At 63.4% G+C, this 19,682-nt stretch carries 20 protein-coding genes; 10 read left to right on the top strand and 10 right to left on the bottom strand.

Annotation, left to right across the window (positions count from 1 at the left end):
• Positions 1-61 precede the first annotated feature (61 nt).
• Both OEG79_RS06835 and OEG79_RS06840 read left to right on the top strand, forming a co-directional pair.
• Positions 62-1,054 carry a DUF4340 domain-containing protein gene (locus OEG79_RS06835; RefSeq protein WP_264148036.1) on the top strand — a complete coding sequence of 331 codons (993 nt, stop codon included), beginning with the start codon at positions 62-64 and terminating at the stop codon, positions 1,052-1,054.
• Between the two features lie 228 nt (positions 1,055-1,282).
• The gene (locus tag OEG79_RS06840) at positions 1,283-1,492 is read left to right on the top strand and encodes a cold-shock protein (protein ID WP_013716441.1); all 210 of its coding nucleotides are present in this window, start codon (positions 1,283-1,285) and stop codon (positions 1,490-1,492) included.
• 139 nt (positions 1,493-1,631) lie between these two features.
• On the opposite strand, the gene OEG79_RS06845 is transcribed toward OEG79_RS06840, so the two are convergent.
• The 3 genes from OEG79_RS06845 to dapE are packed head-to-tail and all read right to left on the bottom strand — an operon-like array spanning position 1,632 to position 3,960.
• Positions 1,632-2,003, bottom strand: a complete 372-nt coding sequence (locus tag OEG79_RS06845; protein ID WP_264148037.1) for a hypothetical protein — start codon at positions 2,001-2,003, stop codon at positions 1,632-1,634.
• A gap of 5 nt (positions 2,004-2,008) precedes the next feature.
• Positions 2,009-2,821, bottom strand: a complete 813-nt coding sequence (locus tag OEG79_RS06850; RefSeq protein ID WP_264148038.1) for a putative RNA methyltransferase — start codon at positions 2,819-2,821, stop codon at positions 2,009-2,011.
• Positions 2,818-3,960 (bottom strand): succinyl-diaminopimelate desuccinylase, encoded by a 1,143-nt coding sequence (dapE, locus tag OEG79_RS06855; RefSeq protein WP_264148039.1) that lies wholly within the window; start codon positions 3,958-3,960, stop codon positions 2,818-2,820. The genes OEG79_RS06850 and dapE overlap by 4 nt, the downstream gene beginning before the upstream one ends.
• A 197-nt stretch (positions 3,961-4,157) precedes the next feature.
• On the opposite strand from dapE, the gene tcdA reads away from it, so the two are divergent.
• From tcdA to OEG79_RS06870, 3 genes are all read left to right on the top strand, one after another.
• Positions 4,158-4,967 (top strand): tRNA cyclic N6-threonylcarbamoyladenosine(37) synthase TcdA, encoded by an 810-nt coding sequence (gene tcdA, locus OEG79_RS06860; RefSeq protein ID WP_264148040.1) that lies wholly within the window; start codon positions 4,158-4,160, stop codon positions 4,965-4,967.
• Between the two features lie 146 nt (positions 4,968-5,113).
• Positions 5,114-5,908, top strand: coding sequence for a substrate-binding periplasmic protein (locus OEG79_RS06865; protein ID WP_264148041.1), 795 nt, complete (start codon positions 5,114-5,116; stop codon positions 5,906-5,908).
• 35 nt (positions 5,909-5,943) lie between these two features.
• Positions 5,944-6,414: a DUF1456 family protein gene (locus OEG79_RS06870; RefSeq protein WP_264148042.1), complete on the top strand. Its 471-nt coding sequence runs from the start codon at positions 5,944-5,946 to the stop codon at positions 6,412-6,414.
• Here the strand turns inward: OEG79_RS06870 and OEG79_RS06875 are convergent.
• The 4 genes from OEG79_RS06875 to OEG79_RS06890 form a co-directional block, all read right to left on the bottom strand.
• On the bottom strand, positions 6,411-6,821 hold the full coding sequence (locus OEG79_RS06875) for a SufE family protein (protein ID WP_264148043.1): 411 nt from the start codon (positions 6,819-6,821) through the stop codon (positions 6,411-6,413). The two genes, OEG79_RS06870 and OEG79_RS06875, sit on opposite strands and share 4 nt — an antisense overlap.
• Complete coding sequence (locus OEG79_RS06880) at positions 6,818-8,023, bottom strand: aminotransferase class V-fold PLP-dependent enzyme (RefSeq protein ID WP_264148044.1); 1,206 nt, start codon at positions 8,021-8,023, stop codon at positions 6,818-6,820. Before OEG79_RS06880 ends, OEG79_RS06875 begins: the two co-directional genes overlap by 4 nt.
• Positions 8,024-8,164: 141 nt before the next feature.
• Positions 8,165-9,199: a 2,3,4,5-tetrahydropyridine-2,6-dicarboxylate N-succinyltransferase gene (gene dapD / locus OEG79_RS06885; protein WP_264148045.1), complete on the bottom strand. Its 1,035-nt coding sequence runs from the start codon at positions 9,197-9,199 to the stop codon at positions 8,165-8,167.
• Between the two features lie 35 nt (positions 9,200-9,234).
• Positions 9,235-9,582 carry an ArsC family reductase gene (locus OEG79_RS06890; protein ID WP_264148046.1) on the bottom strand — a complete coding sequence of 116 codons (348 nt, stop codon included), beginning with the start codon at positions 9,580-9,582 and terminating at the stop codon, positions 9,235-9,237.
• A gap of 154 nt (positions 9,583-9,736) precedes the next feature.
• On the opposite strand from OEG79_RS06890, the gene OEG79_RS06895 reads away from it, so the two are divergent.
• Entirely contained in the window at positions 9,737-11,374 is a 1,638-nt protein-coding gene (locus OEG79_RS06895) for a Na+/H+ antiporter (RefSeq protein ID WP_264148047.1), read from the top strand.
• A 53-nt stretch (positions 11,375-11,427) separates the two neighbouring features.
• On the opposite strand, the gene dapC is transcribed toward OEG79_RS06895, so the two are convergent.
• From dapC to map, 3 genes are all read right to left on the bottom strand, one after another.
• The gene (dapC, locus tag OEG79_RS06900) at positions 11,428-12,624 is read right to left on the bottom strand and encodes a succinyldiaminopimelate transaminase (protein ID WP_264148048.1); all 1,197 of its coding nucleotides are present in this window, start codon (positions 12,622-12,624) and stop codon (positions 11,428-11,430) included.
• Between the two features lie 15 nt (positions 12,625-12,639).
• Positions 12,640-15,333: a [protein-PII] uridylyltransferase gene (locus OEG79_RS06905; protein WP_264148049.1), complete on the bottom strand. Its 2,694-nt coding sequence runs from the start codon at positions 15,331-15,333 to the stop codon at positions 12,640-12,642.
• 68 nt (positions 15,334-15,401) lie between these two features.
• Positions 15,402-16,190 carry a type I methionyl aminopeptidase gene (gene map / locus OEG79_RS06910; protein ID WP_264148050.1) on the bottom strand — a complete coding sequence of 263 codons (789 nt, stop codon included), beginning with the start codon at positions 16,188-16,190 and terminating at the stop codon, positions 15,402-15,404.
• A gap of 275 nt (positions 16,191-16,465) precedes the next feature.
• On the opposite strand from map, the gene rpsB reads away from it, so the two are divergent.
• The 4 genes from rpsB to frr all read left to right on the top strand — a co-directional run bounded on the left by rpsB (position 16,466) and on the right by frr (position 19,667).
• Positions 16,466-17,206, top strand: coding sequence for a 30S ribosomal protein S2 (gene rpsB, locus OEG79_RS06915; protein ID WP_161867631.1), 741 nt, complete (start codon positions 16,466-16,468; stop codon positions 17,204-17,206).
• 111 nt (positions 17,207-17,317) lie between these two features.
• Positions 17,318-18,181 carry a translation elongation factor Ts gene (gene tsf / locus OEG79_RS06920; RefSeq protein WP_264148051.1) on the top strand — a complete coding sequence of 288 codons (864 nt, stop codon included), beginning with the start codon at positions 17,318-17,320 and terminating at the stop codon, positions 18,179-18,181.
• A 188-nt stretch (positions 18,182-18,369) separates the two neighbouring features.
• A complete protein-coding gene (gene pyrH / locus OEG79_RS06925) occupies positions 18,370-19,113 on the top strand; it encodes a UMP kinase (protein WP_264148052.1) in 744 nt (247 codons plus the stop codon).
• On the top strand, positions 19,110-19,667 hold the full coding sequence (gene frr, locus OEG79_RS06930; protein WP_264148053.1) for a ribosome recycling factor: 558 nt from the start codon (positions 19,110-19,112) through the stop codon (positions 19,665-19,667). Before pyrH ends, frr begins: the two co-directional genes overlap by 4 nt.
• The last annotated feature ends 15 nt before the right edge of the window (positions 19,668-19,682 follow it).

A 19,682-nucleotide genomic window follows, 5' to 3' on the forward strand; every position in this document is an offset into this window, starting at 1 on the left:
GTGGATCGGTGAAGCGTGATCCACCCTACGCCGCTTCCGAGTCATCAACAGTGAGATGGGTATGGGACGTAAAGGTCTGATCGCATTGATCGTCATCGTGCTGCTTTGTGTGCTGGGTTACCTGGCCGTGCAGCACAGCCAGCAGCAGAACGTGGCGCAAATCGAGCAGGCGCCTTGGCTGGCGGCCGAACAGGGCTACCTGAACACCTTGCAGGCGCTGGAGGTCGAGCAGCCGGGGCAGCCGTCGGTGCGCATCGAACGTCGCGGCGAGCAATGGGTGGTGCCGGCCAAGGCCGACTATCCGGCCGCACCGCAAGCGCTGGCGGAACTGCTGCGAGCGCTGCGTGAGGCACGCAGCATCGAGGCCAAGACCGCCAACCCGCAGTGGCATGGCCGTCTGGGGTTGGCCGAGGAAGGCGAGGCTGAGGAGCAGGCGTTGCGTCTGAAGCTGCAATTCGAGGGGCATCCCGATCTGGGCCTGCGCCTGGGCAACCCGTCGCGTCAGGGCAGCGGACAACTGGTACGACGTGCCGGCGAGGATCAGGTCTGGTTGATCGACCAGCAGTTGCAGGTGCCGACTCGCGAGCTGGACTGGCTGGACCGGCGTATCAGCGATATTCCCTTTACCGCTATCGCGCGCGTGGAGTTGCGCTATGCCGACGGTGAAAAGCTCACGCTGAAGCGTGCCGATGCCCAGCAATACAACTTCTCCGTGGAGGAGCTGCGCAAGGAGCAGAAGCTCAGCTTCGAGGGTGCGGCCAATAGCGTCGCCCTGGTCTTCTCCAACCTGCAGTTCGCCGATGCCGCACCCTTGGCGCAGGTGGGTTTCAAACAGGCGCCGATGCTGCAGTTCAGTCTCGCGGGGTTTGACGGGCAGAAGTTCGAGGGTGCGCTGTATCAGCAGGGCGAGCAGCACTGGCTGGTGCTTGGCGAGCACCAAGGGTTCTCGACTGGCGAAGTAAGTGCGCGCAATGACTGGGCCTATCGACTGGAGCATGAACAGGTCCAGCGGCTGGCGATAAAGTTGCGAGATCTGTTGGCCAAAAGCTCGTAAATAAGGCTGTAACCCTTATAACTTCTGGGTTCGTGCCGGCTTCAAAAAAGTGCTTTTCAGTCACAATTCATGCTTTATACTCGGCCTTCGGCTGTAGCAAGAACGCGAATCGCTGGACCTGCTCCAAGCTCGATTGCCGGGGTGGCGAATGCTGAGAAGAACGTTTTTACCGAGCCGTCAAAGCGCCTTCGGGACATAAAAAAAATAGCGAGTTTGGAGAAGTTGGTAATGGCAGATCGTGAGACCGGAACCGTCAAGTGGTTCAATGATTCCAAGGGTTACGGGTTCATTCAGCGCGAAAGCGGCCCGGATGTTTTCGTTCACTACCGCGCCATCCGCGGCGAAGGCCACCGCACCCTGGTCGAAGGCCAGAAGGTCGAGTTCGGCGTGACCCAGGGCCAGAAAGGCCTGCAGGCGGAAGACGTCTCCGCACTCTGAGCTCCAGCTCGAATGTAAAAAAGGCCCGTCATCGACGGGCCTTTTTCGTTTATGGCGCAGGGTGGCTCTGTAGCCGGATCAGTCCGGGCAGCGGTCGAATTGCGCTGCTTTGCTCATCAGGCGGGCGAGGCGACCGCCTTTATTCGGTACGCCAGACGATCTCGGTTTCACCCTCGGCATCGACCTTGATCCAGCGGTCGGCCTCTTCGTCACTTTCATCTTCCACCCAGGTGCCCGGAGCGCAGCGGATCTGCACGCCGAGGGCGGCATGGGCGGCGCGGGCGCAGGCCAGGTCATCGGCCCAGGGCGTGGCGTCGCTTTCCAGGTACAGGCTGTGCCATTTGCCCACGGCCTTTGGCAGCCAGGTCACCGGCACGTCACCGGCCTTGCACTTGAAGGTCTGGCCCTTCTGCTGCCACTCGCTGCACGGGCCCAGGGCCTCACCCAGCCACTGCGTCACGGCATCACGCTCGGCGTCTTTCAGGTAGATCTCGATGTCGGGTTGGCGCATGGCATTCAGTCCTGAGTTTTGACGATCCAATCGTAGCGGATGGCGACGGTAACTTCGAAGGGCTCGGCAATTACCGCTTCACGGCGTTCGGCACTGGCGCGCCAGCCGTGCGGCGTCATGGCCAGCAGATCGGCACGGGCCTGGGCATCGGCCAGGTGCAACGGAAACTGCAGCGTCTCGCTGTGGGCCAGCTGCATGCCCGCCGGGATCAGCGCCAGGTGTTTTTCGTCGTCGTAGTCGCGCACTTCGTCGTACAGCTTCTGGCGCAGTTCCATCAGATGCACGCGGGTCGGCCCCATGCGAAGCAGACCACCGCCGGGGACGAGCAGGCGTTTGGCCTCGCTCCAGTCGAGAGGGCTGAATACGCTGGCCAGCAGCTCGCAACTGGCATCGGCCAGAGGCACGCGGGCCATGCTTGCCACCAGCCAGCTCAGCTGCGACGCACGTTTGCAGGCACGCTTGACCGCCTCGCGGGAAATATCCAGGGCGTAACCATCGGCGTGGGGCAGGGCGCTGGCGATCTGCTCGGTGTAGTAACCCTCGCCACAACCGATATCCAGCCAGCGCGCAGGTCTGTACTGAGCTGCCAGTGCGGCCAGGCGTGCGGCCAGCGGCGCGTAATGACCACCTTCGAGAAAACGTCGGCGTGCCTCGACCATGGCGGCGTTGTCGCCCGGGTCGCGGCTGTTCTTGTGCTGCACCGGCAGCAGGTTGTAGTAACCCTGCCGTGCGCGGTCGAAGCTGTGCCGGTTTGCGCAGGCCAGGCCGCTGGCGCTGGGCTCAAGCGGCGTCTGGCAGATAGGGCAGATCAGGCTCATGCCAGCAATTTCACCATCGTCTGGTAGTAAACCTCGGTAAGCAGGTCCAGATCGCTGGCCAGCACCCGTTCGTTGATCTGATGGATGGTGGCATTGACCGGGCCGAGTTCGACCACCTGGGTGCCCAGGGTGGCGATGAAGCGGCCGTCGGAGGTGCCGCCGGAGGTCGAGGGCGTGGTTTCGCGGCCGGTGACGCTCCTGATGCTGGCCGCCACGGCATCCAGCAGATCGCCTGGCTGAGTGAGGAAGGGCAGGCCGGACAGCGCCCAGTCCAGGTGGTAGTCCAGGCCGTGCTTGTCGAGGATGGCGGCAACGCGCTGCTGCAGACCCTCGACGGTCGATTCGGTGGAGAAGCGGAAGTTGAACACCGCTTTCAGTTCGCCGGGAATGACGTTGGTGGCGCCGGTGCCGGAATTGAGGTTGGACACCTGGAAGCTGGTCGGCGGGAAATAGTCGTTGCCGTGGTCCCAGTGCTCGGCAGCCAGCTCGGCCAGCGCCGGGGCGGCCAGGTGGATGGGGTTCTTCGCCAGGTGCGGGTAGGCCACGTGGCCCTGCTTGCCGTAGACGGTAAGGGTGCAGCCGAGCGAGCCGCGGCGGCCGTTCTTCACCACATCGCCGAGCAGGGTGGTGCTGGAAGGTTCGCCGACGATGCACCAGTCCAGACGCTCGTTGCGCTCGCGCAGGCGCTCGACCACCGCCTTGGTGCCGTGCTGCGCCGGGCCTTCCTCGTCGCTGGTGATGAGAAAGCTGATGGCACCCTTGTGGTTCGGGTAGTCGGCGACGAAGCGCTCCACCGCGATGATCATGCTCGCCAGACTGCCCTTCATGTCCGCTGCGCCACGGCCGCAGAGCATGCCGTCTTCATCGATGCACACATCGAACGGCTGGTACTGCCAGGCATCCAGCGGGCCGGTGGGTACCACGTCGGTATGGCCGGCGAAGCACAGCACCGGGCCGTCGCCACCACGTCTGGCCCAGAAGTTTTCCACCTCTTCGATGCGCATGGGCTCGACTTCGAAGCCGCAGGCGGCCAGACGGCGCATCATCAGCTCCTGGCAGCCCTCATCGACCGGCGTCACGGACGGGCGGCGAATCAGGTCGAAGGCGAGCTCCAGGGTCGGGGTGAGGGTGGCGGTCATTGCGGCTCCGGTACGGCGGCTGGCGTGAAGGCTGGCCATCTTAAAGCAAAAGTCGTTGTCGATCAGGTCATCAGGCGCGTGGTGTGGCGCATTCGCTGTGATGCGGCCAGTTGCGACGGGCCGACGGCTGACCTCATGCCGGGCTTGGGTGGGCAAGGTGCTATCCCTATAATGCGCGGCTTCCTGCAGGGGGTGAGATGAGTACAGACGATCAGCGATTCGGCGGCATAGCCCGGCTTTACGGCCAGGACGGCTACCAGCGTCTGGCCGCGGCGCATGTGGCGGTGGTCGGCATCGGCGGTGTTGGGTCCTGGGCGGCCGAGGCCCTGGCGCGTTCGGGGGTTGGCGAAATTTCCCTGTTCGACCTGGATGACGTCTGCATCACCAACACCAATCGTCAGGTGCACGCGGTCGAAGGCGCGGTAGGCAAGGCCAAGGTCGACGAGATGGCCGCGCGTATCCGCGCCATCAACCCAGCGTGCGTGGTGCATGCGGTGGCGGATTTCGTCACCCGTGAAACCATGGCCGAGTACATTACCGAGCAGCTCGACGGCGTGATCGACTGCATCGACAGCGTTCCGGCCAAGGCGGCGCTGATCGCCTGGTGCAAGCGGCGCAAGATCCAGATCGTCACCACCGGGGGCGCCGGCGGGCAGGTCGACCCTACGCAGATTCAGGTCACCGATCTGAACAAGACCTTCAATGATCCCCTGGCTGCCAAGGTGCGCTCGATGCTGCGCCGTGACTATGGCTTTTCCCGCACGCCGGGGCGCACTTACAGCGTGCCCTGCGTGTTCTCTACCGAACAGCTGCGCTATCCCAAGCCGGATGGCACGGTGTGCCAGGCCAAGGGCTTCGTCGGTGAAGGGGTGAGGCTCGACTGCGCCGGCGGTTTCGGCGCGGTGATGATGGTTACTGCCAGCTTCGGCATGGCGGCGGCGGCCAAGCTGGTGGACAAGCTGGTGGCGGGCGCCCGTCGCCCGGCAGAGCGCCAGTCCAGAGGTTGAACAAGTCAGGCGCATGGTGCGCTTGACCAGGCTGTGCGAAGGAGAGGTGCAGCGAAAGACAGGGACAGGTCGAACATGATCCGTAGCTGAGGTGCTTTGTGTCGTACCTGTTTATTTGCGTTTCGTTGACGAGACGCTGGGCACGGATGCTCGTTTCCCTGGTGCTGTCCCTGTTATCGATCGCGTTGCAGCCGGCTCAGGCCGAACCGCAGACGCTGCGTATCGGTACCGGCGACTGGGCGCCTTACGTCGACCAGTCGCGCAGCGACGGCGGCGCTCTGCCCAGACTTGTCAGCGCGGTTTTTGCCGAAGCGGGCTACCGCGTCGAGTTCATCTTTCATCCCTGGGCGCGCAATGTGCTGATGCTGCAGCAGGGCCAGTTGCACGCGATCATGCCCTATAGCTGCACGCCCAGCCGGCTCAATTTCGGTATCTGCAGCGATGCGCTGGTACGGGGGGAGATCGTGCTGTTTCATCGGCGTGATCAGGCGTTCGAATGGAGTGCGGTGGAGGATCTGCTGAAGTACCGGATCGGCACCACGCTCGGTTATTCCTATGGGCCGGCGTTCGATGAGGCGTTGCAGGCCGGACGTCTGAATGTCACGCAGAACGGCAAGGAGGACACCAGCTTTCGCCTCCTGGAACTGGGGCGCGTCGATCTGCACCCACAGGACCGGGCAGTGGGCTACGCCATGCTGCGTCGCCTGTTTCCGGAGGATGGCGGCAACATCGTCCACCACCCGCGTCAGTTGAATACCGAGCCGCTGCGCCTGCTGTTTCGCAAGGACGACCCCGAGGGCATCAGGCTGGTGCGCCTGTTCAATGCCCGCTTGCGCAGTTTCGCCGAGCGCGGCGACCTGCAGCGTCTGCAGCAGGCGCTCAATTCCGGTGATGCCGATGACTGGGTACCCAGCACTTCGGCTCTGGCGGCGCGGGACTGAGCCGCGTCCTTCAACCTTTTCTCAAGAGTTTCCTCATGCTCAATAACGATGTACTGCGCAGCCTGCGTTATCTGCTGGACGTCAGCGACGGCACGCTGGAGGCGTTCTGCCAACTGGCGGATTATCCCGTCGAGCCGGGGCTGATCCCGGCCTGCCTGCTGCGTGAGGACGAGCCCGGTTACCGCTCCTGCAGCGACGTCCTGCTGGCTCATGTGCTCGAAGGTCTGGTTTTCCACAAACGTGGCAGGGACGAGAGTCGGCCGCGTTTGCCGGTGGAAAAGCGCCTGAGCAACAACCTCATCCTGAAGAAGCTGCGTGTGGCCTTCGAGCTGCGTGATGACGACGTGCAGGCGATTCTGCAGGCGGCCGATCTGCCAATGACCAGAACCGAACTGGGGGCCTTGTTCCGCGCCCCGGGCCACAAGCACTACCGTGAGTGTGGCGACCAGATTCTGCGCAATTTCCTGCGGGGTTTGACGCTGCGCGAGCGTGGCGCTGGCGACTAACGGGCCAACTCGCGCATTCGCATCAGGACGGCGTTGAGGCCGTTGCTGCGAGAGGGGGAGAGCTGACGTTGCAGGCCGAGCTGGCTGAACCAGTCGGCCAGGTCGAGCGCGGCCAGCTGTTCATCGCTGAGGCCTTCCACCCGGGCCAGCAGCACGGCGAGCAGACCTCGCAACAGGCGGGCATCGCTGCTGGCGCGAAAGTGCAGGCGCCCGTCGCGGCGCTCGGCGACGAGCCAGACCAGGCTTTCGCAGCCATGTACGCGGTACTCGTCGACTCGCTCTGCATCGTTCAGCGGTTCCAGGCGTTCGCCCCACTGCATGAGCAGGCGGGCGCGCTGTTCCCAGCCAGGGCAGGAGGCGAAGGCGTCCAAGGCTTCCTGTGCGGACGCTGGCAGCTCGGCCGTCATCGCAACAGCTCCAGGGCGCTATCCAGAGCACTGAAGAATCGCTGCAGGTCGTTGCCATCGTTGTACAGGCCCAGCGAAACACGAATCGCACCGCTCAGGCCCAGGCCTTTCATCAGTGGCATGGCGCAGTGGTGCCCGGCACGCACGGCGATGCCCTGTTCGCTGAGCAGCTGTGCCAGGTCGGCGTTGTGTACGCCATCGACGCAGAAACTGGCCAGTGCCAGCTGCGGTTCGCCAAGCAGGCGAACGCCGTGGCGTGTCTGCAGGCCGGCCAGCAGTTCGGCATGCAGCGCCTCTTCATGACGCAGCACCGCCGCTTGATCGAGGCTGTTCAGCCAGTCCAGCGTGGCGCCCAGCGCTATCACCGCGGAAACCGCCGGCGTGCCGGCCTCGAAGCCGAGCGGTGCCGGGCGAAAGCGCGCTTGCTGATAATCAGCGTCGAGCACCATCTCGCCGCCGAACTGCCAGTGCCGCAGCTGGCTCAGCGCCTCGCCGCGTCCATAAAGCAGGCCGACGCCGTCCGGACCGTAGAGCTTGTGTGACGAGCATACGTAAAAATCGCAGCCCAGCGCCTGCAGGTCATGACGGCCATGCACCGCACCCTGGGCACCGTCGACCACGCTGAACGCGCCATGCGCGCGTGCCAGGGGCAGCAGTTCGCTCAGCGGCTGCCAGCGCCCCAGTACGTTGGACAGCTGCGAAACCGCCAGCAGGCGGGTGCGCGGTCCGATCAGCCGGGCGGCCTGGTTCAGGTCGATCATGCCTGTGTCATCCAGCGGCAGGATCACCAGTTCCAGACTGCGGCGTCTGGCCAGTTGCTGCCAGGGCAGCAGGTTGGCGTGGTGCTCCAGCGCGCTAATGACGATCTGCTCGCCTGGCTGCAGCAGGTGCTCCAGGCCGTAGGCCAGCAGATTCAGCGATTCGGTGCTGCCGCGGGTAAAGATGATCTCCTCGGCGCAGGCGGCATTCAGCCACTGCGCGGCCTTGCTGCGCGTTGCCTCGAAGGCGCGGGTGGCGCGCTCGCCCGGCAGGTGCTGGGCGCGGTGCACGTTGGCCGCGCCGCTGGCCAGGTAGCCGAGCAGGGCGTCCAGCACCGCCTGCGGTTTCTGCGCAGTGGCGGCACTGTCCAGATAGGTCTGGCCTTCGGCTTCGAGGGCGAGAATGCCGGGGAAGTCGGCGCGCCAGGGGGAGGTCAGGGGCATGAAATCTTCCAGAGGGTATCTGGCGGTCAAAGCCGGGTTCAACGCGTCAGGTGAGCCGCAATGAACACGCCGGGGCGGACGCTATGGCCCGCTCCCGGCGCGCTGCCGTATCGGCAAGCGTAGTCGCGTTGCTGCGACTTTTTAGTTGTGCGCGTGCAGCGCCTCGTTCAGCTCGATGGCCGACTTGTGTGTCTTGCACTCCACGGCGCCGGTCAGCGAATTGCGGCGGAACAGCAGGTCCGGCTGGCCGGCCAGGTCGCGGGCCTTGACCACCTTGACCAGGGCGTTGCCCTCGTCGAGCAGGTTCACCTTGGTGCCGGCAGTGATGTACAGGCCGGCTTCCACGGTATTGCGGTCGCCCAGCGGAATGCCGATACCGGCGTTGGCGCCGATCAGGCAGCCTTCGCCGACGCTGATGATGATGTTGCCACCACCGGACAGGGTGCCCATGGTCGAGCAGCCGCCGCCCAGGTCGGAACCCTTGCCAACGAACACGCCGGCGGAAACGCGGCCTTCGATCATGCCCGGGCCTTCGGTGCCGCCATTGAAGTTGACGAAGCCTTCGTGCATCACGGTGGTGCCTTCACCGATGTAGGCGCCCAGGCGTACGCGGGCGCTGTCGGCGATACGTACGCCGGCTGGCACCACGTAGTCGGTCATTTTCGGGAACTTGTCCACCGAGAACACTTCCAGCAGCTTGCCCTTCAGGCGTGCTTCCAGTTGACGCTCGGCCAGTTCGTTCAGGTCGACGGCGCCCTGGCTGGTCCAGGCGACGTTGGGCAGCAGCGGGAAGATGCCGGCCAGGCTCAGGCCGTGCGGCTTGACCAGACGATGCGACAGCAGGTGCAGTTTGAGGTAGGCCTCCGGGGTGCTGGTCAGCGCGGTGTCCTCGGCCAGAAAAGTGGCGACCAGCGGGTTGTGACTTTCAGCCAGGCGGGTCAGCAGCGCCGACTGGGCAGCGTCCACACCTTTCAGCGCTTCAGCCAGATCGGCCGCCTGCGCGGTGGTGAAGGCGATGGCCTGGTTGCCACCGGTATAGCCCAGCTTCTCGGCGGCCTTGGCCACCAGTTCGCTGGCCGGGTTGAGAACCGGCAGGGCATAGAAGACTTCCAGCCAGTTGCCCTGGCGGTTCTGGGTGCCAACGCCGAAGGCGATGCTGAAGAGAGAAGTGCTCATAGATGGGTTCCTTGCAACGAATCGGGTGAGATTGATCAGGCCAACGCGGCTTGGTAGTTGTCCGGTTTGAAGCCGACCAGGGTCTTGTCGCCCAGGTCGAGTACCGGGCGCTTGATCATCGAAGGCTGGGCCAGCATCAGTTCGATGGCCTTGGCCTGGTCGAGGTCGGCTTTCTGCGCGTCATCGAGCTTGCGGAAGGTGGTGCCGGCACGGTTGAGGACGGTCTGCCAGCCATGCTCGTTGCACCATTTTTCCAGGCTGGCGCGGTCGATCCCGGTCGTCTTGTAGTCATGGAAGGTATAGTCGACCCGATGCTCGTCGAGCCAGGTGCGGGCCTTCTTCATCGTGTCGCAGGCCTTGATCCCATACAGGACGTAACTCATTGATCTTCCTCTGATGAATGGCGTGCCGGGAGGTACGAAAAAACGGCTGCACATTATGCCATGGAGTCCGCCGGCGTGGCGGTCGGTGTCGCGCGGCGGTTTCGAGGCGTCTAGAATCGACAATCCTCACAGCCTTCGCCGGTCGTTCCTCCCCATGCAGCTTCTTCACACTATCCTGATCATGCTGTTCGTGGTCAGCGGCACCCGTATCAGCGCCCAGTTCATTCCCCTGCCTCTGCCGCTGCTGCAGATCCTGATCGGCGCGCTGCTGGCGATGCCGGTGCTGGGACTGCATGTGCGACTGGAGCCGGAGCTGTTCCTCTTGCTGTTCATCCCGCCGCTGCTGTTCGTCGACGGCTGGCGCATGCCCAAGGGGCAGTTCCGCAAGCTGCGTACGCCGATCCTGCTGCTGGCCTTCGCCCTGGTGTTCTTCACCATCCTCGGCGCCGGCTACTTCATCCACTGGCTGCTGCCGCAGGTGCCGCTGGCTGCCTGCTTCGCGCTGGCGGCGGTGCTGTCGCCCACCGATGCCGTGGCGGTCTCGGCCATCACCCACGGCCGCCTGCCGGGCACGCTGAACAACCTGCTGCAGGGCGAGGCGCTGATGAACGATGCCTCGGGCCTGGTGGCCTTCAAGTTCGCCGTCGGGGCGACCCTGACCGGGGTGTTCTCGATTGGCGACGCCGGCTTCCAGTTCGTGCTGGTGGCGTTCGGCGGCCTGGCCATCGGGGTGGCCCTCAGCTATCTGCTGGGGCGCCTGCGCGGCTGGATGATCGCGCAGGGCTGGGAGGACCCGGCGCCGCACGTCCTGCTGCTGTTGCTGCTGCCCTTTGCCGCCTATGTCGCCGCGGAGCACCTCGGGCTGTCAGGGATTCTCTCGGCGGTGGCTGCCGGGATGATGCAGAGCCGCCTCGACCTGCTGCCCAGACAGACCACCACGCGGCTGCTCAACCGCAGTGTCTGGACCCTGCTGGAGTTCACCTTCAACGGGCTTATCTTCCTGCTGCTCGGGCTGCAGCTGCCGGACATCCTCGAAGCCGCGCTGGCCGGGCACGATGACCCCTGGTTCTACGGCCTGTGGGCCCTGGGCTGCGTGGCGGCGATCTATGCGGTGCTGATGCTGCTGCGCTTTATCTGGGTATATGGCTACTGGCGCAGCTCCGGTGCGTTCCGCCGCTGGCGTGGCCGGCCGACGCGCTTCGCCGGGCAGTCGCGCATCGCTCTGAGCTGGGTACTGACGCTTGGCGGTGTGCGCGGTGCGGTCACCCTGGCCGGCGTGATGTCCCTGCCGCTGGTACTGAACAACGGTGAGGCGTTTCCCGAGCGCGACCTGCTGATCCTGGTCGCGGCCGGGGTGATCCTGCTCTCGCTGCTGATGGCCAGTGCCGCGCTGCCGCGGATCCTGCCGCTGGTGCCGCAGGACAACGCCGCGTTGCGCGAGCAGGAGCTCAACCAGCACCGTACCAAGGTGCTGGAATCGGCCATCCGCTATCTGGAGAGCGTCGAGGACGAACCAGCCGTGGACGCCGAGAGCGCCATCGCTCAAGTGGAAATCAAGGCCAAGCTGATGAGCGAGTACCACGACCTGCTGCTGCGCAGCCGTGAGGTCGACGATGCTCGCGAGCAACAGCGGGAGATGGATCGTCTGGAATACCGGCTGCGTCTGCAGGCCCTGCGCGTGCAGCGCCTGGAGCTGTACCGGATGCGCAAGGAGGACGAGCTGGACGACGACGTGCTGGCAGAGATCCTGCGCGACCTCGACATCGCCGAGGCCCGCCTGCACAAGGGCTGACGGCGTACCGCGAACCTCCTGCCTGGGCAGGAGGTTCGTTGTTGACGCCAGATTCAGGCCTTGCGGAGGAAGCGGGCGATGCGTTCAGCGGCCTCGATGCACTCGGCCTGAGGCGCGACCAGCGCCATGCGCACGCGGCCTGCGCCCGGGTTGACACCGTTGACCTCGCGCGAGAGGTACGAGCCCGGCACCACCGTCACATGCTCGCTGGCGAACAGCTCGCGGGTGAACAGGGTGTCGTCACCCGGTGTACGTGCCCACAGGTAGAAGCCGCCGTCCGGCCTCTGCACGTCCATCACCGGGGCGAGGATGTCCAGCACCGCGTCGAACTTCTCGCGGTACAGATCGCGGTTGGCACGCACGTGCGCTTCGTCATTCCAGGCCGCCACGCTGGCCAGCTGGGTTTGTACCGGCATGGCGCAGCCGTGGTAGGTGCGGTACAGCAGGAAGGCCTTGAGAATCTCGGCATCGCCGGCCACGAAGCCCGAGCGCAGGCCCGGCAGGTTGGAGCGTTTGGACAGACTGTGGAACACCACGCAGCGTTTGAAATCGCTGCGGCCCAGTTCGGCGCAGGCGGTCAGCAGGCCGGGTGGTGGGGCATCCTCGTCGAAGTACAGTTCGCTGTAGCACTCGTCGGCGGCGATGACGAAGTCATGCTCATCGGCCAGAGCGATCAGTTTCTTCAGCGTCTCGACCGGGATCAGCGCGCCGGTGGGGTTGCCCGGCGAGCAGAGGAACAGGATCTGGCAGCGTTGCCAGACCTGCGCCGGCACGGCGTCGAAGTCCGGGTTGAAGCCATGGGCTTCCAGGCAGGGCAGGTAGTGCGGCTCGGCGCCGGCAAGAAAGGCTGCGCCTTCGTAGATCTGGTAGAAGGGGTTGGGGCTGATCACCAGGCCCCTGGCGTCGCGGTTGACCACTGTCTGGGTAAAGGCGAACAGCGCTTCGCGTGTGCCGTTGACCGGCAGCACATGGCGCGCGGCGTCCAGCCAGCCCGCAGGGACGCCGAAGCGGCGTTCGCACCAGCCGGCAATGCTCTGGCGCAATTCGGGCAGACCCAGGGTAGTGGGGTAGACGGCCAGCTTGTCGAGATTGGCGGTCAGCGCCTGGCCGACGAACTCCGGAGAGCGGTGCTTCGGTTCGCCGATGGACAGGGCGATGGCACGCTTGTCGGCCGGCGGTTGCACGCTGCCGAGCAGGGCGCGCAGTTTCTCGAAGGGGTAGGGCTGGAGCTGGTCGAGAGCTGGGTTCATCGGTACTTCCGCAAATCAGATGGAAAATTGGGCCGGCTGGATACTGGGTTCGGACAGACGACGGATGATGGTTTCCTGCAGGCGTGCGCAGAGTTCGGGGTCGGACAGCGGCTGGCCCTTGTCGTCGGTAATGAAGAACACGTCCTCGACGCGCTCGCCGAGGGTGGCGATCTTGGCGTTCTGCAGCGACAGATCGTATTCGAGGAAGATTCGTCCGATCCGCGCCAGCAGGCCCGGACGGTCCGGAGCAGTCAGTTCGAGGATGGTCACCGGACGTTGCGCGTCGTTGTGAATGGTCACCTGCGGGGCGAAGGCGAAGTGCTTGAGCTGGCGCGGTACCCGGCGCTGGATGATGGTCGGGTAGTCGTCGGGATTCTTCAGCGCTTCGATCAGTCCTTCGCGAATCTGCTGGATGCGCGCCGGGTTGTTGCCGATCGAGCCACCGTCGGCGTCCAGCACCACATAGGTGTCCAGGGTGAACTGGCTGGTGGAGGTGATGATCCGCGCGTCATGAATGTTCAGGTTGAGCTGGCTCATCGCGGCCACGGTCACGGCGAAGAAGTCGTGCTGGTCCGGTGCGTAGATGAAGATCTGCGTCCCGCCTTCGAACTCGCGCTGGGTGGTTTCCTTCATCAGAACCAGCGGGCCGCCATCGTTGGGGTGCTGGAGAATGGCGTCGGTGTGCCAGGCCACGTCGCTGGCGGTGTGGCGCAGGAAGTAGTCGTCGCCAAGCTGGCTCCACAGTTGTTCGGCATCGTCCGGGTCGGTGCCACCGCGCACCAGGATGTCCAGTGCGGCGCTCTGGGTCTGGCGAATCTGTTCTTCGCGATCCAGCGGGTTTTCCAGACCACGGCGCAGGGCGCGCTTGGTCTCGGTGTAGAGCTGACGCAGCAGACTGGCGCGCCAGGAATTCCACAGGCTGGGGTTGGTGGCGTTGATGTCGGCCACGGTCAGCACGTAGAGATAATCCAGATGCGTCTGGTCGCCGACGAACTGGGCGAAATCGTGGATGACCTGCGGATCGGAGAGGTCCTTGCGCTGCGCGGTGGTGGACATCACCAGGTGGTTCTGTACCAGCCAGACGATCAGCGCGCTGTCCCAGGCAGGGAGATGGTGGCGGCGGGCGAAGGCTTCGGCGTCCACCGCGCCCAGTTCGGAGTGATCGCCGCCGCGGCCCTTGCCGATGTCGTGGTACAGGCCGGCGAGGTAGATCAGCTCCGGCTTGGGCAGCTTGTCGATCAGCTTGCTGGCCAGCGGAAACTTCTCGGCAAGTTCCGGCCAGCGGAACTTGCGCAGGTGCTTGATCAGGTTGAGCGTGTGCGCATCGACCGTATAGATGTGGAACAGGTCGTGCTGCATCTGCCCGACGATATGACCGAACTCCGGCAGGTAGCGGCCGAGAATGCCGTAGCGGTTCATCCTGCGCAGATTGCGGTGGATGCCTTCCTTGCACTTGAACAGTTCGATGAACAGGCTGGTGTTGCGAATGTCCTTGCGGAAGTCATCGTCGATCAGGTGCCGGCTGTCGCGCAGCAGGCGGATGCTGTCGGCGCGCACGCCCTTGATCTCCGGGTGCTGCGCCATCAGCACGAAGATCTCGATGATGGCGAAGGGCGTGCGCTTGAAGACGTTCGGGTGGGTGACTTCGATGTAGCGGTCGCGCACCTGGAAGCGGCTGTTCAAAGGCGTGGCCGGGCTGCTGTCGCCGGCGCGCAGGATGACTTCCTCGAAGTGCTGGTTGATCAGGTCCGATAGTTCGGAGATGCCCATGACCACGCGGTAGTACTTCTGCATGAAGTGTTCGATGCTGCGCTTGCCATCACCATCCTGATAACCGAACAGGGCGGCGATCTTCGCCTGGTAGTCGAACAGCAGGCGGTCTTCGGCGCGGCCTGCGAGCATGTGCAGGGCGTAGCGCACTTTCCACAGGAATTCCTGGCTGGAGGAGAGCAGGGTGTATTCGCTTTCCAGCAGGAAGCCCTGGCCGACCAAGGCTTGCAGGTTGAGCGTGTCGAACTGGCGGCGGGCTACCCAGAGTACGGTCTGGATATCGCGCAGACCGCCGGGCGAGCCCTTGACGTTGGGCTCGAGGTTGTATTCGGTGTCGTTGTACTTGGCGTGGCGCGCTCTGCGTTCGTCACGCTTGGCCTGGTAGAAGTGCTTGCTCGGCCACATCTGGTCTGTGCTGGTGACCTGCTGCATGCGCTGACGCAGACGCTCCGGGCCGGCGATGGTGCGGCTTTCCATCAGGTTGGTGATTACCGTCAGGTCGGCGCGCGCTTCTTCGGCGCACTCATCGACCGAGCGCACGCTCTGGCCGACTTCCAGGCCGATGTCCCAAAGCAGGGTGAGGAAGCCTTCGATGGGTTCGCGGAAGATCTCGTGATCGCTGCTTTCGAGAAGAATCAGCAGGTCGATGTCCGAGTAGGGATGCAGCTCGCCCCGGCCGTAGCCGCCGACGGCGAGCAGGGCGATGTCGGCATCCTCGCTCCAGGTGAAGCGTTTCCAAGCTTCCTGCAGGATCTGGTCGACGAACCAGGCGCGGTCTTCGACCAGGCGGCGAATGTCGCGGCCGGCGAGAAAGCGCGCATCCAGCACTTCGCGCGCACTGCGAATGACCTTCTTGAATGCTGCGATGGGGCTGGACTTGAGCGCCAGCTCGGCCTGGAACTGACCGCGGTCAAACAGTTCGGGGTCCATCTGCGGCATTGCAGTTGCCTTCTTCTATAGGGTTTTTCGGTCGGTCTTCTGGCGGGCGCGGCGCGCCCGGGTGCGTTTTAGTGGCCGGAGGAAGTGCGGGCGATGGTGTCGTCGCTGCGCAGGGTCAGGATCTCGTAGCCGTCAGCGGTCACCAGTACGGTGTGCTCCCACTGTGCGGAGAGCTTGCGGTCCTTGGTGATGGCCGTCCAGCCGTCACCGAGCAGGCGGGTTTCCGGGCGACCCTGATTGATCATCGGCTCGATGGTGAAGGTCATGCCTTCCTTGAGTTCCATGCCGGTGCCGGCCTTTCCGTAATGCAGTACCTGCGGCTCTTCATGGAACACGGCACCGATGCCGTGACCGCAGTATTCGCGGACCACGGAGAAACCGTTCTTCTCGGCATGCTTCTGGATTACTTCGCCGATGTCACCCAGGCGGGCGCCCGGCTTGACCAGTTCGATGCCTTTATACATGCATTCCTGAGTGACCTTGGCCAGGCGCTCGGCCCATTCGGCGACCTTGCCGACCATGAACATCTTGCTGGTATCGCCGTGGTAGCCGTCCTTGATCACGGTGATATCGATGTTCAGCACGTCGCCATCCTTCAATGGCTTCTCGTTGGGGATGCCGTGGCATACCACGTGGTTGATCGAGGTGCAGATCGACTTGGGGAAGCCCTTGTAGTTGAGCGGGGCAGGGATGGCCTTCTGCACGTTGATAATATAGTCATGGCAGATGCGGTCCAGCTCTTCGGTGGTCACGCCCGGCTTGACGTGCTCGCCGATCATCTCCAGCACTTCGGCGGCCAGGCGGCCAGCCACGCGCATTTTCTCGATTTCTTCGGCGGATTTGATGGTGACGGTCATAGGAGTTCTCGAGCGCGAACGGGAAAGGGCGTTATCTTAGCAGCTTCGCCACGCCAGCCCCAAAGGCCTGTCGCACCTGGTCGGTATGACGTAGTCGGGTTCTTTGCGTGCTCTTGTAGCCTGTGCCGGCTTTCTGTGGTATAAAACGCGCCGCTTTACGGGCATAGCGCCCGAAGGCTTAAACCCACACACGTATCGACACGGTTTCCTGGGTGCCCGCAAGGGTTGGAAGCTGGGATGCGTGGAGGCCTAACCCGACTTATCAAGGAACTATCATGTCCCAAGTCAACATGCGCGATATGCTGAAGGCCGGTGTGCACTTCGGCCACCAGACCCGTTACTGGAACCCGAAAATGGGTAAGTACATTTTCGGCGCGCGCAACAAGATTCACATTATCAACCTCGAAAAAACCCTGCCGATGTTCAACGACGCTCTGTCGTTCGTTGAAAAGCTGGCTGCTGGCAAGAACAAGATCCTGTTCGTCGGCACCAAGCGTTCCGCTGGCAAGATCGTTCGTGAAGAAGCTGCTCGCTGCGGCTCGCCGTTCGTCGATCACCGCTGGCTGGGCGGCATGCTGACCAACTACAAGACCATTCGTGCTTCGATCAAGCGCCTGCGCGAACTGGAAACCCAGTCCCAGGACGGCACCTTTGCCAAGCTGACCAAGAAAGAAGCCCTGATGCGTACCCGTGATCTGGAAAAACTGGATCGCAGCCTGGGTGGTATCAAGGACATGGGCGGTCTGCCGGACGCTCTGTTCGTGATCGACGTTGACCACGAGCGCATCGCTATCACCGAAGCCAACAAGCTGGGCATCCCGGTTATCGGCGTTGTCGATACCAACAGCAGCCCGGAAGGCGTTGACTACATCATCCCGGGTAACGACGACGCCATCCGCGCCATCCAGCTGTACATGGGTGCCATGGCCGACGCCGTGATCCGTGGTCGCAGCAACGCTGGCGGCGCGACTGAAGAGTTCGTCGAAGAAGCTGCTGCCGAGAGCGCCGAAGGCTAAGCGGTAACGCCAAGCATTTAGCGTTATGCGCTGTGCAAGAAGGGGGCTAGGCCCCCTTTTTGCCACTCAAAGATTTGATTTGGTTGAAGACCTACCGAGAGGATTTTCAAGATGGCAGAGATTACTGCAGCCCTGGTTAAAGAACTGCGCGAGCGTACCGGCCAAGGCATGATGGAATGCAAGAAGGCCCTGGTTGCTGCTGGTGGCGACATCGAGAAAGCCATTGATGACATGCGCGCTTCCGGTGCCATCAAGGCTGCCAAGAAGGCCGGCAACATCGCCGCTGAAGGCTCCATCGCCGTTCGCGTTGAAGGTGGCCGTGGCGTGATCATCGAAGTCAACTCGCAGACCGACTTCCTGGCTCTGCAGGACGACTTCAAGGCTTTCGTCAAAGAGAGCCTCGACGAAGCCTTCGACAAGAACCTGGCCGACGCTGCTCCGCTGATCGCTTCCCGCGAATCGGCTCGTGAAGCTCTGGTTGCCAAGTGCGGCGAGAACGTCAACATCCGTCGTCTGACCGCTGTTTCCGGCGAAACCGTGGGTGCCTACCTGCACGGCCACCGCATCGGTGTTCTGGTTGTCCTGAAAGGCGGCAACGATGAACTGGCCAAGCACGTTGCCATGCACATCGCTGCCTCCAACCCGGCTGTTGTATCGCCGGACCAGGTTTCCGAAGAGCTGGTTGCCAAGGAAAAGGAAATCTTCCTGCAGCTGAACGCCGAGAAGATCGCCGGCAAGCCGGAAAACATCGTAGAGAACATGGTCAAAGGCCGTATCGCCAAGTTCCTGGCCGAAGCCAGCCTGGTCGAGCAAGCCTTCATCATGGATCCGGAAGTCAAGGTCGGTGAGCTGGTGAAGAAAGCCGGTGCCGAAGTCGTTTCCTTCGTTCGTTACGAAGTGGGCGAGGGTATCGAGAAGGCCGAGACCGACTTCGCTGCCGAAGTTGCCGCTCAGGTTGCTGCCAGCAAGCAGTAATCGGCGGTTAGGCCAGTTGTCCCAGAGAGGCTGCCCGCTTGCGCGTGCGGCCTCTTTGCCGAATAAGGGGCGACAAATATACAAGCGGCCGTGCAACCTACGGTCGCCGGCACGTTCGAAGTGCCGGATAATTGCAGCGCGCAAGCGTGTTACAGAAGAATTTCATATCGCCGCAGGAGAGACTTGCAATGGCTCAGCAGACGACTGGTCGCCAACCTCGCTACAAACGCATTCTGCTCAAACTTAGCGGCGAAGCCCTGATGGGCTCGGAAGATTTCGGCATCGATCCCAAGGTGCTCGATCGCATGGCGCTGGAAGTCGGTCAGCTGGTCGGCATCGGCGTGCAGGTCGGTCTGGTGATCGGTGGCGGCAACCTGTTCCGCGGCGCAGCACTATCCGCTGCCGGCATGGATCGCGTCACCGGCGACCACATGGGCATGCTGGCGACCGTGATGAACGCGCTGGCCATGCGCGATGCGCTGGAGCGCTCGAACATTCCGGCGCTGGTCATGTCGGCGATTTCCATGGTCGGTGTGACCGACCATTACGACCGTCGCAAGGCCATGCGTCATCTGAAGACCGGTGAGGTGGTGATCTTCGCTGCCGGTACCGGCAACCCGTTCTTCACCACCGATTCGGCTGCCTGTCTGCGTGCCATCGAGATCGATGCCGACGTGGTTCTGAAGGCGACCAAGGTCGATGGCGTGTACACTGCCGACCCGTTCAAGGACCCGCATGCCGAGAAATTCGAGCGCCTGACCTACGACGAGGTGCTCGACCGCAAGCTGGGCGTGATGGATCTGACCGCCATCTGCCTGTGCCGTGATCACGCCATGCCGCTGCGGGTCTTCAACATGAACAAGCCCGGCGCCCTGCTGAACGTTGTAGTGGGTGGCGCTGAAGGAACTCTGATCGAGGAGGATGCACAATGATCAACGACATCAAGAAAGACGCTCAGGAACGCATGAGCAAGTCCCTGGAAGCGCTGGGCCGCAACCTGGCTTCCATTCGTACCGGTCGTGCCCATCCGAGCATTCTCGATAGCGTCAAGGTCCCGGCCTGGGGTAGCGACATGCCGCTCAATCAGGTCGCTGCGATCACTGTCGAAGATGCGCGTACCCTGAAGATCGTCGCTCACGACAAGAACCTCAGTGCAGCCATCGAGAAGGCCATCCTGACTTCCGATCTGGGGCTGAATCCGAGCAGTGCCGGTACCACCATTCGTGTACCGATGCCGGCCCTGACCGAGGAAACCCGCAAGGGTTACACCAAGCAGGCGCGTGGCGTTGCCGAAGATGCCAAGGTTGCCGTGCGCAACGTGCGCCGTGATGCTCTGGCCGAGCTGAAGAAGCTGTCCAAGGCCAAGGAAATCAGCGAGGACGAAGAGCGTCGCGCCGCTGACGAACTGCAGAAGATCACCGACAAGTTCATTGCCGAGGTGGACAAGGCTCTTGAGGTCAAGGAAGCGGACCTGATGGCCGTTTGACGGCTGGGCACCCAC

Origin of the sequence: Pseudomonas sp. Z8(2022), from assembly GCF_025837155.1 — a bacterium.
Lineage (GTDB): Bacteria > Pseudomonadota > Gammaproteobacteria > Pseudomonadales > Pseudomonadaceae > Aquipseudomonas.

Excerpts from the sequence above, each read along its gene's own strand:
- OEG79_RS06835 (WP_264148036.1), top strand. The coding sequence starts at position 62 with ATGGGACGTAAAGGTCTGATCGCATTGATCGTCATCGTGCTGCTTTGT.
- OEG79_RS06840 (WP_013716441.1), top strand. The coding sequence starts at position 1,283 with ATGGCAGATCGTGAGACCGGAACCGTCAAGTGGTTCAATGATTCCAAG.
- OEG79_RS06845 (WP_264148037.1), bottom strand. The coding sequence starts at position 2,003 with ATGCGCCAACCCGACATCGAGATCTACCTGAAAGACGCCGAGCGTGAT.
- OEG79_RS06850 (WP_264148038.1), bottom strand. The coding sequence starts at position 2,821 with ATGAGCCTGATCTGCCCTATCTGCCAGACGCCGCTTGAGCCCAGCGCC.
- dapE (WP_264148039.1), bottom strand. The coding sequence starts at position 3,960 with ATGACCGCCACCCTCACCCCGACCCTGGAGCTCGCCTTCGACCTGATT.
- tcdA (WP_264148040.1), top strand. The coding sequence starts at position 4,158 with ATGAGTACAGACGATCAGCGATTCGGCGGCATAGCCCGGCTTTACGGC.
- OEG79_RS06865 (WP_264148041.1), top strand. The coding sequence starts at position 5,114 with ATGCTCGTTTCCCTGGTGCTGTCCCTGTTATCGATCGCGTTGCAGCCG.
- OEG79_RS06870 (WP_264148042.1), top strand. The coding sequence starts at position 5,944 with ATGCTCAATAACGATGTACTGCGCAGCCTGCGTTATCTGCTGGACGTC.
- OEG79_RS06875 (WP_264148043.1), bottom strand. The coding sequence starts at position 6,821 with ATGACGGCCGAGCTGCCAGCGTCCGCACAGGAAGCCTTGGACGCCTTC.
- OEG79_RS06880 (WP_264148044.1), bottom strand. The coding sequence starts at position 8,023 with ATGCCCCTGACCTCCCCCTGGCGCGCCGACTTCCCCGGCATTCTCGCC.
- dapD (WP_264148045.1), bottom strand. The coding sequence starts at position 9,199 with ATGAGCACTTCTCTCTTCAGCATCGCCTTCGGCGTTGGCACCCAGAAC.
- OEG79_RS06890 (WP_264148046.1), bottom strand. The coding sequence starts at position 9,582 with ATGAGTTACGTCCTGTATGGGATCAAGGCCTGCGACACGATGAAGAAG.
- OEG79_RS06895 (WP_264148047.1), top strand. The coding sequence starts at position 9,737 with ATGCAGCTTCTTCACACTATCCTGATCATGCTGTTCGTGGTCAGCGGC.
- dapC (WP_264148048.1), bottom strand. The coding sequence starts at position 12,624 with ATGAACCCAGCTCTCGACCAGCTCCAGCCCTACCCCTTCGAGAAACTG.
- OEG79_RS06905 (WP_264148049.1), bottom strand. The coding sequence starts at position 15,333 with ATGCCGCAGATGGACCCCGAACTGTTTGACCGCGGTCAGTTCCAGGCC.
- map (WP_264148050.1), bottom strand. The coding sequence starts at position 16,190 with ATGACCGTCACCATCAAATCCGCCGAAGAAATCGAGAAAATGCGCGTG.
- rpsB (WP_161867631.1), top strand. The coding sequence starts at position 16,466 with ATGTCCCAAGTCAACATGCGCGATATGCTGAAGGCCGGTGTGCACTTC.
- tsf (WP_264148051.1), top strand. The coding sequence starts at position 17,318 with ATGGCAGAGATTACTGCAGCCCTGGTTAAAGAACTGCGCGAGCGTACC.
- pyrH (WP_264148052.1), top strand. The coding sequence starts at position 18,370 with ATGGCTCAGCAGACGACTGGTCGCCAACCTCGCTACAAACGCATTCTG.
- frr (WP_264148053.1), top strand. The coding sequence starts at position 19,110 with ATGATCAACGACATCAAGAAAGACGCTCAGGAACGCATGAGCAAGTCC.